Here is a 12,687-nt window from a genome sequence, read left to right as displayed (position 1 = left end):
TGGCCAGAAGCCGAAGACGGCTTCCTCGAATAGGCCTGATACATAGATGCAAGCCGGGCAGCAGTGTTTGAAAGTGGGTTGACTGAGGAGGCGAGTCCATACATAGGAGCAAGGCTTGCCTGCGATGGCATCGCTGCGGTACAGCGCGTACAGCGCGGCGATGCTATCGCAGGCAAGCCTTGCTCCTACCACGTACACCACCCTGTTTTACCTACGGCCCCGCTTACGCGATACTCGCGGCATCATCCATGTACCGGGAACCACCATGTCGCTACAGGTCGTGCACAGCCTTGCCCAGATCAGCCCCGAGCAATGGGACGCGCTGGTGCCGAGCGCGCAACCCTTCCTGCGCCATGGCTTTCTGTCGGCGCTGGAAGACAGTGGCAGCCTGGGCGCTCAGTCCGGTTGGCGCCCCGAGCATCTGATCCACATGCAAGACGGCCAACTGCTGGCCGCCTTGCCCGGCTATCGCAAATGGCACTCCTACGGTGAATACGTCTTCGACCACGGCTGGGCCGACGCCTGCCGCCGGGCCGGCATACCCTACTATCCAAAACTGCTCTGCGCCGTGCCATTCAGCCCGGTCACCGGGCCGCGCCTGTTGGCGGGGCGGGCAGAAGACGGGTTGGCGCTGTTGCAGAGCCTGCCGGGCTATATCGAGATCGAACAGCTGTCCAGTGCACACATCAACTTCACCGAGCCAGATCTCGACGTATTGATGGCGGCGCAGCACGGCTGGCTGGAGCGTATTGGTTGCCAATATCACTGGCACAACCGCGGCTACCGGGATTTTCAGGATTTCCTCGACACCTTGAGCTCGCGCAAGCGCAAGCAAATGCGCAAGGAACGCGAGCAAGTCGCCGGGCACGGGATCAGTTTCGAGTGGTATGAAGGGCACCAGTTACAAGAGTCGCAGTGGGACTTCGTCTATGCCTGTTACGCCAACACCTACGCCGTGCGGCGCCAGACGCCGTACCTGACCCGCGATTTTTTCAGCCTGCTGGCCGAACGCATGCCCGAATCGATTCGTGTGGTGTGCGCGCTGCAGGACGGCCGTCCGGTGGCGATGGCCTTCAGCCTGGTCGGTGGCGGCAGTTTTTACGGACGCTACTGGGGCTGCCTGGCGGAGTACGACCGGCTACATTTCGAGACCTGTTTTTATCAGGGCATGGACTACGCAATCGCCCAGGGATTTCAGCGCTTTGATGCCGGGGCGCAGGGCGAGCATAAGCTGATTCGCGGGTTCGAGCCGCAGATTACCCATTCCTGGCATTACCTGCGCCACCCCGGGCTTGAGGCTGCGGTGCGGGAGTTTCTCGAGCAGGAACGGCGAGGGGTGCTGGCGTATGCGCAGGAGGCGCGGATGGCGTTGCCGTACAAACAGGTTTAAGCCGCGCAGGACCAGGCATTCAGCGTTTTTAATCAATCCCCACAAACCCACCCGTCTGGTGATGCCACAACCGCGCATACAGCCCCTGGTGCGTCAACAACTCACTGTGGCTGCCGCTTTCGGCAATTCGGCCTTTCTCCAGCACCACCAGCCGGTCCATCCGGGCAATGGTCGACAGGCGGTGGGCAATGGCGATGACCGTCTTGCCTTTCATCAGGGTTTCCAGACTCTCCTGAATCGCCACCTCGACCTCGGAGTCCAGCGCTGAAGTCGCTTCGTCCATGATCAGGATCGGCGCGTTCTTGAGCAGTACCCGGGCGATGGCGATGCGCTGGCGCTGGCCGCCGGAAAGCTTGACCCCGCGTTCCCCCACCAGTGCATCAAAACCGGTACGGCCCTGGGCATCGGTCAATTGCTGAATGAATTCATCGGCGCGGGCCTTGCGCGCGGCTTCCCAGAGCTCTTCGTCGGTCGCGCCAGGGCGGCCGTAGAGCAGGTTTTCGCGGATCGAGCGGTGCAGCAGCGAGGTGTCCTGGGTGATCATGCCGATCTGCTCGCGCAGGCTTTCCTGGTTGACCTGGGCGATGTCCTGATCGTCGATCAGGATGCGTCCGCCTTCCAGGTCGTAAAGGCGCAGCAGCAGGTTGACCAGGGTGGACTTGCCTGCGCCGGAGGGGCCGATCAGGCCGATTTTTTCGCCTGGGCGAACGTCCAGGGTCAGGCCACTGATGATCCGGTTGCCCTTGCCGTAGTGAAAGTCGACGTTATCGAAACGCACCGCCCCACGGGAAACGCTCAGTCGGGGTGCGTCCGGCTGGTCGGTCACGCTGACCGGCTGGGCGATGGTTTGCAGGCCGTCCTGGACCATGCCGATGTTTTCGAAGATGCCGTTGACCACCCACATGATCCAGCCCGACATATTGACGATGCGGATCACCAGCCCCGTGGCCAGTGCAATCGCGCCGACCGTGATCAGCGACTGGGTCCAGAGCCACAGGGCCAGGGCTGTGGTGGTGGCGATCAGCAAGCCGTTGAGGGTGGTGATGACCACGTCCATGCTGGTGACCACTCGCGCCGCCAGTTGGGTTTTTTCGGTCTGCTCGCTGATGGCCTCGCGGGCGTATTCCTGCTCGAAGTGGGTGTGAGCGAACAGCTTGAGGGTGGCGATATTGGTGTAGCCGTCGACGATGCGCCCCATCAGCTTGGAGCGGGCATCGGAGGAGATCACCGAGCGTGCCTTGACCCTGGGCACGAAGTAGTAGAGCGCGCCGATGTAACAGGCGATCCAGGTCAGCAACGGGATCATCAGGCGCCAGTCGGCCTCGGCAAACAGCACCAGTGAACTGATGGCGTAGATCAGCACATGCCAGAGCGCGTCCACGGCCTGCACGACGGAGTCGCGCAGGGAGTTGCCGGTTTGCATGATGCGCTGGGCGATGCGCCCGGCGAAGTCATTCTGGAAGAAGTTCAGGCTTTGCTTGAGCACATAGCTGTGGTTTTGCCAGCGGATCATGCTGGTCATGCCCGGGCTGATGGTCTGGTGCACCAGCAAGTCGTGCAGGCCGACGAAGATCGGCCGCAACAGCAGCGCCACTACCAGCATCCAGATCAGTTCGCCGCTGTGCTCGCTGAAGAAATGGACGTTGGGCGTGCCCTGGGCCAGGTCGATGATGCGGCTCAGGTAGCTGAACAGCGCCACTTCGATCAGCGCGCCGATCAGGCCGACCACCAGCAAGGCGGCGAAGCTTGGCCAGACCTGGCGCAGGTAATACAAGTAAAACGGCAGGACCTTGCCCGGGGGAGCCGCCGTGGGAGCGTCGCGGAAGATATCGATCAGTTGCTCGAAACGCCGGTACAGCATCACGCACTCCTTATGGGGGCAGACGGTCCTGGCCGGTCACGCATCCATGCATGACGCTGTTTAGTCCAGGCGCTTGGCGGACAGTATCAGGACCGGGTCGGCCGGTACATCGCTCATGCCACGCGAGCGGGTAGTTTGCACACCAGCGATCTGATCGACAACGTCCATGCCTTTGACGACTTTTCCGAAAACGGCGTAGCCGAAATCGCGGCTGCCATGGTCAAGGAAGCCGTTGTCCTTGTGGTTGATGAAGAACTGGCTGGTGGCCGAGTCCTTGGCAGAGGTGCGCGCCATGGCCAGGGTGCCACGCACGTTGAGCAGGCCGTTGTCGGCTTCGTTCTTGATTGGCGCGTCGGTGGGTTTCTGCACCATGTCACGGGTGAAGCCGCCGCCCTGGACCATGAAGCCGGGGATCACGCGGTGGAAGATGGTGTCCTTGTAGAAGCCTTTATCGACATAGGCCAGAAAGTTCTGGGTACTGACGGGGGCCTTGGCTGCATCCAGTTCAACCTCGATTTCGCCGAAGCTGGTGTTCAGCAACACGTGCGGGTTTTTAGTGGCGGCAGGCTGTGCAGCCATCAGGCTGCTGGCAAACAGCACGGAGCAGGCGGCGAGAGCAATTTTCTTCAGCATAGGGTCAATGGTCCTTGGGGGTGGTGGGGACTGCAGCCAGGAATTGCAGCAGGGTCTGGTTGAATGCATTCGGTTGGTCCAGCGGCGTAGCGTGCCGGGAATCCTTGATCACTGCCAGCCGCGCTCCGGGTATCTGGTCCACGTAGGCTTGCTTGAGCGAGACCGGGGTGTAGTCGCAGTCTGCCGTTATCACAAGGGTGGGACAGGTGATACAGCCGATGCGCTCCTGAACACCCCAGTTGATGATGGCGTCAAAACTGGCAAGGTAAGCGCGCTTGTCGTTGCGGGCCCAGCGCTCGGCGATCTTTTGGCGCAGGTCGGCCTGTTCGGGTTTGGGAAACAGCAGCTTGCCCAAGGCTTTGCCGAGCGTCTCCAGGCTCATGAAACGCGCCAGGCTCCAGCGCTTGAACCAGAACCAGTAATCCTGGGGCGTGCGCAGCTTGAGCTGCGGGGCGCTGTTGACGATGCACAGGCTGCGCAGCAGGCCGGGTTGGTCGACCGCGGTCTGGAAGCCGATCATCCCGCCCATGGACAGCCCGACCAGGTGCACCGGGCCTAGATTCAGATGCTCGATCAACGCCACCAGGTCGGCGCTGAAGCCCGGGATGCTGTAGCGCTCGCGGGGTTTGTCGGAGCGGCCGTGGCCGCGCACATCGAGCAGAATCACCCGGTAATGCCTGGCCAGCGCCGGAACCTGGTATTCCCAGTCCTGGCAACTGGAGCCCAGGCCATGTACCAGGATCAGCGGCTCGCCCTGGCCGTATTCTTCGTAATGCAGTGAACAACCGTCATGTTCGAAATAGGGCACGATGACTTCCTTTTCCGGTTCAGAGCTGGGGCGGCGCCGCGAAGGGTGCGTCCAGGGGCGCCGTGTCGAAGTTGCGCAACAGATCAATCAGAATCTGGGTGGCCGGGCCGAGCGGCTTGTCCTTGTTTGAGTACAGGTAGAACGTCGGGTGTCGGCTGCCTCCCTGGTCCAAGGGTAGCTGCTTGAGAATACCGTCTCGCAATTCGCGTTCGATCAGGTGGCGTGGCAGCCAGGCAAACCCCAGCCCGCTGCTGACGAACGTCGTCGCGGTGGCCAGGCTGCCGACCGTCCAGCGATGCTCGGCGCCCAGCCAGCCAACGTCGCGCGGCTGCTGGCGGCCCGAGTCGCGGATCACCACTTGCATCTGGCTTTCCAGGTCCTGGAAGCTGAGTTCGCGCTGCAGGCGATGCAGGGCGTGCTCGGGGTGGGCGACGGCGACGAACTCGATGCTGCTCAGCTCCGTGCCCAAATAGCCGGAGATGTTGAAGCCACAGATGGCCAGGTCGGCAACCCCCTCCAGCAGCACCTCTTCAACCCCGGACAACACCTCTTCACGCAACCGCACCCGGCAGCCGCGGCTTTGCGGCATAAAGGCGCTCAGGGCGCGGACCAGGCGGGCATTGGGGTAGGCTGCATCGACCACCAGTCGAACTTCGGCTTCCCAGCCTTGTTCCATGTGGTGGGCGAGGTCTTCCAGCTGGCTGGCCTGCTTGACCAGTTGCCGGGAGCGGCGCAGCAACACGCCACCGGCATCCGTCAGCACCGCCTTGCGCCCGTCGATGCGCAACAGCGGCACGCCGAGCTGGTCTTGCATGCGCGCCACGGTATAGCTGACCGACGACTGCGAGCGGTGCAGCGCTTCGGCGGCCTGGGCGAAACCGCCGTGGTCGACCACTGCCTGCAAGGTCCGCCATTGATCCAGGGTCACCCGGGGCGCTTTCATCATCCGCTCCTCTTGTCCTAAGCTGGCGTTCCCGCATGGAGACTGCCGAATGAAAAAATGTTGTGCTGTGCTGCTGTCGTTGCTGCCCCTGGTGGCCTACGCCTACCCCATCGATGTGGACAAGCAGTTGGACGGGGTCAAGCTGGACTACACCACCTACGACACGGACTACGACATCGGCTCCATTACCCTGAACAATTACGGCCAGGTGGCCGCTGACTGCAAGGTGGTGTTCAAGAACGGCCCCGAGGCGCCGCGTACCCGGCGTGTGCAAGTGGCCGCAGGCAAAAGCGCGGACGTCACCGCCAAGTTCAACCGCAAGATCATCAAGCTGCGCATCGACCTGAGCTGCAAGCCGGGCTGACCGTCCAGGCCCTGGCAGGTTATGCCTGTCAGGGTAGAGTATTGCTCTTATAAATCAACTTAATTGATAGGTAATAGCGAATATTTCCGCTTTTTTATCGATCTGGCAATCTCTAACCTTCACTCCATCACAACGCACCCACTTGCCGATGGAGGCTTCAATGTCCCGTGTACTGATCATCGAAAGCAGCGCCCGCCAACAAGACTCGGTCTCGCGGCAGTTGACCCAACGGTTCATCAGCCAGTGGAAAGCCGCCCACCCGGCCGACACGATCACCGTGCGTGACCTGGCTGTGAACCCCGTGCCGCACCTGGACGCCAACTTGCTCGGTGGCTGGATGAAGCCGCAAGAGCAGCGCAACACCCAGGAGCTTGAAGCCCTGGCGCGCTCCAACCAGTTGACTGACGAAGTGCTGGCCGCTGACGTGCTGGTACTCGCGGCACCCATGTACAACTTTGCTATCCCGAGCACGCTCAAGGCCTGGCTGGACCACGTTCTGCGTGCCGGCGTCACCTTCAAATACACCGAAACCGGCCCACAAGGCCTGCTGATCGGCAAGCGCGCCATTGTGCTGACCGCCCGTGGAGGCATCTATGCCGGCAGTGCCAGCGATCACCAGGAACCCTACTTGCGCCAGGTCATGGGCTTTATCGGCATCCATGATGTGACGTTCATCCACGCCGAAGGCCTGAACATGGGCCGTGACTTCCACGACAAAGGCTTGAACCAGGCCATTGCCCGGCTCGCTGAAGTGGCCTGAAACGCTCGGTAACTGACTTGCCCGATCACCCTTACGGCTGATCGGCTCAGATTGATGACAACCCCCCTGTAGGAGCAAGGCTTGCCTGCGATGCAGACACCACGATATGCCTGAAACACCGCGGTGCAGCTCTTCGCGGGCAAGCCCGGCTCCTACACGCGAAGCGTTTAAAGTTGCCATCGATTGCCCGGCGAAAGCCAACCGGCTAAGGTCGCCGCCATCTGGCAAGAGGCAATCATGGGCTATCTACTCATCGTTACATTGATTCAAGCGTTTTCCTTCAGTCTGATCGGCGAATACCTGGCCGGGCAGGTCGACAGTTATTTCGCCGTATTGGTGCGGGTGGTGTTGGCGGGGTTGGTGTTCTTGCCGCTGACGCGCTGGCGTCAGGTCGAGCCGCGCTTCATGCGCGCGATGCTGCTGATCGGGGCGTTGCAGTTTGGCGTGACCTACGTCTGCCTGTACCTGAGCTTCAGGGTGCTGACGGTGCCGGAGGTGCTGCTGTTCACCATCTTGACGCCGTTGCACGTGACGTTGATTGAAGATGCGCTGAACCGCCGCTTCAATGTCTGGGCACTGGTGGCGGCATTGGTGGCGGTTGCAGGGGCTGCGGTGATTCGCTTCGACAGCATCAGCCCGGACTTTTTCATGGGCTTTTTGCTGCTGCAACTGGCGAACTTCACCTATGCCGCCGGGCAAGTGCTGTACAAGCACCTGGTGGCGCGCCACCCAAGCGACCTGCCGCACTACCGTCGCTTTGGCTATTTCTACGTGGGTGCGTTACTGGTGGTGTTGCCGGCCTACGCGCTGTTCGGCAATGCCCAGCACCTGCCGCAAACCAACCTGCAGTGGGGCGTGCTCGGGTTTCTGGGGCTGTGCTCGACGGCGTTGGGCATGTACTGGTGGAACAAGGGCGCGTGCCTGGTGCCGGCCGCCACCCTGGCGGTGATGAACAACCTGCACGTGCCGTTGGGCTTGCTGGTGAACCTGTTGATCTGGAATCAGCATGAGCCGGTGGGCCGGTTGTTCATCGGTGGGTCGGTGATTCTGCTCTCGCTATGGATCAGCCGGCTCGGCAACCGCCGTACGTTGAGCGTGAGCCAGGCCCGGTAGCAGCCCCGCGCGCAGGTCGTTACCGCTGGGCTGCTGATAGACGTTCAGGCCGAATTCGGGCATCACCGCCAGCAGGTAATCGAAGATATCGCCCTGGATGCGCTCGTACTCGGCCCAGACTGTGGTGCGGGTGAAGCAGTAGATCTCTAGCGGCACGCCCTGGGCGGTGGGCTGCAGCTGGCGGACCATGCAGGTCATGTTCGGCTGAATGTCCGGGTGGCTCCTGAGGTAAGCCAGCGCGTACGCGCGGAAGGTGCCGAGATTGGTCATCCGGCGGCGGTTGGCCGACAGCCGGGCAATATTGCCCTGAGCCTCGTTCCAGGCCTGCAGTTCGGACTGTTTGCGCGCCATGTAATCAGTCAGCAGGCGCACCTGAGTCAATTGGCGTTCTTCGGCGTCGGTGATAAAGCGCACGCTGCTGGCATCGATGAACAGGCTGCGCTTGATCCGCCGCCCGCCGGATTGCTGCATGCCGCGCCAATTCTTGAACGACTCGGACATCAGGCGCCAGGTGGGGATCGAGACGATGGTCTTGTCGAAATTCTGTACCTTGACGGTATGCAGGGTGATGTCCACCACGTCACCGTCGGCACCGACCTGTGGCATCTCGATCCAGTCGCCGACCCGCAGCATGTCGTTGCTGGTCAGCTGCACGCTGGCGACAAACGACAGCAGGGTGTCCTTGTACACCAACAGAATCACCGCCGACATCGCACCCAGGCCCGACAGCAGCAACAGCGGCGAGCGGTCGATCAGAGTGGCGACGATGATGATGGCGCCGAACACGAACAGGATCATCTTGGCCAGCTGCACGTAGCCCTTGATCGAACGGGTGCGGGCATGTTCGGTCCGGGCGTAGATGTCCAGCAAGGCGTTGAGCAGAGCGCTCAGGGCCAGTACCTGGAACAGGATGGTGAAGGCCAGCGCCACGTTGCCGAGAAAGTGCTGGCTGGCCTTGCTCAGCTCCGGCACCAGGTTCAGGCCGAACTGCACCACCAACGACGGTGTCATCTGCGCCAGGCGGTGGAATACCTTGTTGTGAAGAAAATCATTGAGCCAGTGCAGGGCCGGCTGGCGCGACAGCAGTTTGATTGCGTGCAGGACCAGAAACCGGGCGACCCGCCCCAGTACCAGGGCGACCACCACAAGTAACAGCAGGCCCAGGCCGGCGTGCAAGGCGGGGTGTTCATCGAGTGCGCCGAAGAGGTCCTGGGCGCGTAGCCAAAGCGATTGAATATCCATGCGTGAAAGCGCGAATCCTGAGCGGGAAAGGAGGAACAGTAGAGCCCATTGCTGATTGCAATTGCTATCGGGCTCAAGGCTAAAGCCCGTTTTACCGCAGGTTCGTCGGGAGAGCGATGAGAAAGTCGTAAAGAAATTCGGCTAATGCGTCGCAAACCGTTACGCTATGCAGTTGAATTTACGCACTTCGCCGAGGTAACACCCGTGTTTTCCCAATTCGCCCTGCACGAACGCCTGCTCAAAGCCGTGGCCGAGCTGAAATTTGTCGAGCCTACCCCGGTGCAGGTGGCGGCCATTCCATTGGCCCTGCAAGGGCGTGACCTGCGCGTGACGGCACAAACCGGCAGCGGCAAGACCGCCGCGTTCGTCCTGCCGATCCTCAATCGCCTGATCGGCCCGGCCAAGGTGCGGGTCAGCATTCGCGCGGTGATCCTGCTGCCCACCCGTGAGCTGGCCCAGCAAACCCTGAAGGAAGTCGAGCGTTTCTCGCAGTTCACCTTCATCAAGTCCGGGCTGATCACCGGTGGCGAAGACTTCAAGGTCCAGGCTGCGATGCTGCGCAAGGTGCCGGACATCCTGATCGGCACTCCGGGTCGCCTGCTGGAACAGCTCAATGCCGGCAACCTCGATTTGAAGGAAGTCGAAGTGCTGGTTCTGGACGAAGCCGACCGCATGCTCGACATGGGCTTTGCCGAAGACGTGCAGCGCCTGTGTGACGAATGTGGCAACCGCGAGCAGACCCTGCTGTTCTCCGCCACCACCGGCGGCGCCAGCCTGCGCGACATGATCGGCAAGGTCCTGAAGTCGCCCGAGCACCTGTTGGTCAACAACGTCAGCGACCTGAGCGAGAACACCCGCCAGCAGGTCGTGATGGCCGACCACAATGTGCACAAGGAACAGATTCTCAACTGGCTGTTGGCCAATGAGACCTACCAGAAGGCCATTATCTTCACCAACACCCGTGCCATGGCCGACCGTATCTACGGCCGTCTGGTTGCCCAGGAATACAAGGCATTCGTGCTGCACGGCGAAAAGGACCAGAAGGACCGCAAGCTGGCCATCGATCGCCTGAAGCAGGGCGGCGTGAAGATCCTGGTCGCGACTGACGTCGCGGCGCGTGGTCTGGACGTTGACGGCCTGGACCTGGTGATCAACTTCGACATGCCACGCAGCGGCGACGAGTACGTTCACCGTGTCGGCCGTACCGGTCGTGCCGGTAACGAAGGCCTGGCCATCTCGTTGATCTGCCATGGCGACTTCAACCTGATGTCGAGCATCGAACGCTACCTCAAGCAGCAATTCGAGCGCCGGGTCATCAAGGAAGTCAAAGGTACCTACAGCGGGCCGAAGAAGGTCAAGGCCTCGGGCAAGGCGGTGGGCGTCAAGAAGAAAAAGGTCGATAAAAAGGCCGCAGGGGCCAAGGCTGCGCCGAAACGCAAGCCTGCCCCGAATCGTCCGAAGGCGCCGGCGCTGGTGAGCCAGGACGGCCTGGCGCCGCTGAAGCGGCGCAAGCCTGCGGCTGAGTGATATTTAAATCCTGATAGGTGGTTTTTTGTAGGAGCGCCGGACCGCCGCTCCTACATAGTCCGCGTTAGCCATCAGCCTTCTTCGCCGCCGCCTCCAACTCCTTGAGCCGCTTGTCGATCAACTGACACTTGTCCGGCAGGTCCTTGCTGGCGGTATCGAGCTTCATTCCCTTCAGATCGTCGTTTATCTCCTTGGCCTTTTGCGGATTCTGCTCGGTGAGCTTGGTCACTTCCTTGGCCAGTTGCTCGCGCATTTCCGTGGCCTCCTCAAGGGTGCAGGCCCAGCTCGGCAAGGCCATCAGCAGGGTGGCGGCGGCCGTGATACTCAACAGGATTCTCATCGCTTGTCCTCAGCGTATCGACACAGGTACCCGGTTGAGGGCTGTTGAGCTATAAAAGTTCAGCCGCTGAACGCCGGCCGCCGTCATCGGTCACAACCTATACAGGCCACCCACTCAGAGGTTGAACCGGATGACAACGTACAACTGGGATCTGATCGAGAAGCTGCTCCATGAAGTGCAAAACGGTGCCGGCCACAGCTTTACGCCGCGCCCTTACGCTGAGGAGTTCGTTGCACAACACGCAGGTGTCGGGCGGGAAAAGCCCAATCTGGACCATGTGAAGACGCTTGCCAATGAGTACGAGGGTTTGTTGCTGGACCGAGGTTTCATTGAACCACGGCCGCAAGACCAGGGCGGCAATGGCGAAAATTACATTCTGACCCCGCGCGGTTCCAGCCTGCTGAGCCTGCTCGACAGCAGTATCCCGGGCAACGACCACCCGCGTCAGGTGCTCGATGAGCAGGCCGATGCATTGGAACCCACCGTGTTCGATGATTTGGCAGCCAAAGCACAAATCGCCTGATGGTCATCAGTCGTTATTTTCGTAACGGCATTTCTGATCGTTTGGTTGATAATCTCGACCCATAATCATATGCCCAAGGCTTGCCTTGGGCTTTTTTACCTTTGTCGAGAAACTGCCATGTGTCTGGAACTGCGGGTGGTCGCCCATGATTGAGCGCCGCAATGCTGATGGATTCGCCCTCAAGGTCATGTTGGGCTTATGCCTGATCTGGGGCCTGCAACAAGTCATGATCAAATGGGCGGCTCCTGACATCGCGCCAGTGATGCAGGCAGCGGCCCGTTCCGGCATTTCCGCGCTGTTGGTCGGCCTGTTGATGTGCTGGCGCGGTGGCTGGGAGAACATGAGTAAAACCTGGCGCGCCGGGCTGTTGGCAGGTTCGCTGTTTGCGCTGGAATTCCTGTTTATCGCCGAAGGGTTGCAACTGACCACGGCGGCCCACATGTCCGTGTTCCTCTATACCGCGCCGGTGTTCACCGCCCTGGGCCTGCATTTCATGCTGCCTAGCGAGCGCTTGCGGCCGATGCAGTGGCTGGGGATCCTGCTGGCGTTTGGCGGGACTGCCTTCGCCTTTGCCGGCGGCCTGTCGGTGGGTGAGGTCGATGGCCGGATGCTGTTGGGCGACGCCCTGGGGGTGCTGGCCGGGGCGGCGTGGGGGGCGACCACGGTGGTGGTGCGGACCACGCGATTGTCCGAAGCGCCTGCGACTCAGACCCTGTTCTACCAGCTGCTGGTCGGTTTTGTCGGCCTGCTGGTCATTGCCGTGCTCAGCGGCCAGGTCACACATGTGAGGTTGACCACTGTCGCAGTCACCAGTGTGTTGTTCCAGGGCCTGGTGGTGTCGTTTTTCAGCTACCTGACCTGGTTCTGGCTGTTGCGCAAATACCTGGCCTCTAACCTGGCGGTGTTCTCGTTCATTACACCGTTGTTCGGTGTCACCTTCGGCGTACTGCTGTTGGGAGAGCCCTTGAGCCTCAACTTTATCGGCGGTGCGGTATTAGTGTTGCTGGGTATTACCCTGGTGAGTGCCGAACAGTGGGTGCGCAGACGCCTGCGGACCTTGCTGGGCCAGTGAACGAGCGGTTTTGCCGTTGGTCCGGTCGTTCAGGAAAGTGCGGCGAATCGCCGCGTTTTCGGGCATGCGTATTTTGGCACTTGGGACTATGATCAATGTGAGGCGACGGAC

At 61.1% G+C, this 12,687-nt stretch carries 13 protein-coding genes; 7 read left to right on the top strand and 6 right to left on the bottom strand.

Going from position 1 to position 12,687, the window contains the following annotated elements; translation table 11 throughout:
• The first annotated feature begins 265 nt into the window (after positions 1-265).
• Positions 266-1,390, top strand: coding sequence for a GNAT family N-acetyltransferase (locus tag GUY40_RS23355; protein ID WP_166571271.1), 1,125 nt, complete (start codon positions 266-268; stop codon positions 1,388-1,390).
• A 28-nt stretch (positions 1,391-1,418) separates the two neighbouring features.
• On the opposite strand, the gene GUY40_RS23350 is transcribed toward GUY40_RS23355, so the two are convergent.
• Genes GUY40_RS23350 through GUY40_RS23335 form a run of 4 tightly spaced genes read right to left on the bottom strand, consistent with a single transcriptional unit; the run spans position 1,419 to position 5,635 of the window.
• Entirely contained in the window at positions 1,419-3,251 is a 1,833-nt protein-coding gene (locus GUY40_RS23350; protein WP_166571270.1) for an ABC transporter ATP-binding protein, read from the bottom strand.
• 60 nt (positions 3,252-3,311) lie between these two features.
• A complete protein-coding gene (locus tag GUY40_RS23345; RefSeq protein ID WP_166571269.1) occupies positions 3,312-3,884 on the bottom strand; it encodes a peptidylprolyl isomerase in 573 nt (190 codons plus the stop codon).
• A gap of 4 nt (positions 3,885-3,888) precedes the next feature.
• A complete protein-coding gene (locus GUY40_RS23340; protein ID WP_166571268.1) occupies positions 3,889-4,692 on the bottom strand; it encodes an alpha/beta fold hydrolase in 804 nt (267 codons plus the stop codon).
• Positions 4,693-4,711: 19 nt separating this feature from the next.
• Positions 4,712-5,635, bottom strand: a complete 924-nt coding sequence (locus GUY40_RS23335) for a LysR family transcriptional regulator (RefSeq protein ID WP_166571274.1) — start codon at positions 5,633-5,635, stop codon at positions 4,712-4,714.
• A 49-nt stretch (positions 5,636-5,684) separates the two neighbouring features.
• On the opposite strand from GUY40_RS23335, the gene GUY40_RS23330 reads away from it, so the two are divergent.
• The 3 genes from GUY40_RS23330 (at position 5,685) to GUY40_RS23320 (ending at position 7,872) form a co-directional block, all read left to right on the top strand.
• On the top strand, positions 5,685-5,999 hold the full coding sequence (locus tag GUY40_RS23330) for a 3-phosphoglycerate kinase (protein WP_166571267.1): 315 nt from the start codon (positions 5,685-5,687) through the stop codon (positions 5,997-5,999).
• A gap of 160 nt (positions 6,000-6,159) precedes the next feature.
• Positions 6,160-6,759 carry an FMN-dependent NADH-azoreductase gene (locus GUY40_RS23325; protein ID WP_166571266.1) on the top strand — a complete coding sequence of 200 codons (600 nt, stop codon included), beginning with the start codon at positions 6,160-6,162 and terminating at the stop codon, positions 6,757-6,759.
• A 237-nt stretch (positions 6,760-6,996) separates the two neighbouring features.
• Entirely contained in the window at positions 6,997-7,872 is an 876-nt protein-coding gene (locus tag GUY40_RS23320) for a carboxylate/amino acid/amine transporter (protein ID WP_166571265.1), read from the top strand.
• On the opposite strand, the gene GUY40_RS23315 is transcribed toward GUY40_RS23320, so the two are convergent.
• The gene (locus GUY40_RS23315) at positions 7,816-9,114 is read right to left on the bottom strand and encodes a mechanosensitive ion channel family protein (RefSeq protein ID WP_166571264.1); all 1,299 of its coding nucleotides are present in this window, start codon (positions 9,112-9,114) and stop codon (positions 7,816-7,818) included. The two genes, GUY40_RS23320 and GUY40_RS23315, sit on opposite strands and share 57 nt — an antisense overlap.
• A 204-nt stretch (positions 9,115-9,318) precedes the next feature.
• Here GUY40_RS23315 and GUY40_RS23310 point away from each other — a divergent pair, with 204 nt between their 5' ends.
• The gene (locus tag GUY40_RS23310) at positions 9,319-10,641 is read left to right on the top strand and encodes a DEAD/DEAH box helicase (protein WP_166571263.1); all 1,323 of its coding nucleotides are present in this window, start codon (positions 9,319-9,321) and stop codon (positions 10,639-10,641) included.
• A 64-nt stretch (positions 10,642-10,705) separates the two neighbouring features.
• Here GUY40_RS23310 and GUY40_RS23305 read toward each other — a convergent pair whose 3' ends face one another.
• Positions 10,706-10,981 carry a hypothetical protein gene (locus GUY40_RS23305; RefSeq protein WP_166571262.1) on the bottom strand — a complete coding sequence of 92 codons (276 nt, stop codon included), beginning with the start codon at positions 10,979-10,981 and terminating at the stop codon, positions 10,706-10,708.
• A 130-nt stretch (positions 10,982-11,111) separates the two neighbouring features.
• Here GUY40_RS23305 and GUY40_RS23300 point away from each other — a divergent pair, with 130 nt between their 5' ends.
• Together GUY40_RS23300 and GUY40_RS23295 are read left to right on the top strand one after the other, a co-directional pair.
• Positions 11,112-11,504, top strand: a complete 393-nt coding sequence (locus tag GUY40_RS23300) for a transcriptional regulator (protein ID WP_166571261.1) — start codon at positions 11,112-11,114, stop codon at positions 11,502-11,504.
• Between the two features lie 145 nt (positions 11,505-11,649).
• Positions 11,650-12,576, top strand: coding sequence for a DMT family transporter (locus GUY40_RS23295; protein ID WP_166571260.1), 927 nt, complete (start codon positions 11,650-11,652; stop codon positions 12,574-12,576).
• The last annotated feature ends 111 nt before the right edge of the window (positions 12,577-12,687 follow it).

The sequence above is a fragment of the Pseudomonas sp. R5(2019) genome (assembly GCF_009905435.1).
In the GTDB taxonomy this organism is placed as follows: Bacteria; Pseudomonadota; Gammaproteobacteria; order Pseudomonadales; family Pseudomonadaceae; genus Aquipseudomonas.
This window is presented reverse-complemented; position numbering and strand designations above follow the sequence as displayed.

Bases quoted from the DNA above. Each gene is read 5' to 3' on its own strand.
- GUY40_RS23355 (WP_166571271.1), top strand. From the start codon at position 266: ATGTCGCTACAGGTCGTGCACAGCCTTGCCCAGATCAGCCCCGAGCAA.
- GUY40_RS23350 (WP_166571270.1), bottom strand. From the start codon at position 3,251: ATGCTGTACCGGCGTTTCGAGCAACTGATCGATATCTTCCGCGACGCT.
- GUY40_RS23345 (WP_166571269.1), bottom strand. From the start codon at position 3,884: ATGCTGAAGAAAATTGCTCTCGCCGCCTGCTCCGTGCTGTTTGCCAGC.
- GUY40_RS23335 (WP_166571274.1), bottom strand. From the start codon at position 5,635: ATGAAAGCGCCCCGGGTGACCCTGGATCAATGGCGGACCTTGCAGGCA.
- GUY40_RS23330 (WP_166571267.1), top strand. From the start codon at position 5,685: ATGAAAAAATGTTGTGCTGTGCTGCTGTCGTTGCTGCCCCTGGTGGCC.
- GUY40_RS23325 (WP_166571266.1), top strand. From the start codon at position 6,160: ATGTCCCGTGTACTGATCATCGAAAGCAGCGCCCGCCAACAAGACTCG.
- GUY40_RS23320 (WP_166571265.1), top strand. From the start codon at position 6,997: ATGGGCTATCTACTCATCGTTACATTGATTCAAGCGTTTTCCTTCAGT.
- GUY40_RS23315 (WP_166571264.1), bottom strand. From the start codon at position 9,114: ATGGATATTCAATCGCTTTGGCTACGCGCCCAGGACCTCTTCGGCGCA.
- GUY40_RS23305 (WP_166571262.1), bottom strand. From the start codon at position 10,981: ATGAGAATCCTGTTGAGTATCACGGCCGCCGCCACCCTGCTGATGGCC.
- GUY40_RS23300 (WP_166571261.1), top strand. From the start codon at position 11,112: ATGACAACGTACAACTGGGATCTGATCGAGAAGCTGCTCCATGAAGTG.
- GUY40_RS23295 (WP_166571260.1), top strand. From the start codon at position 11,650: ATGATTGAGCGCCGCAATGCTGATGGATTCGCCCTCAAGGTCATGTTG.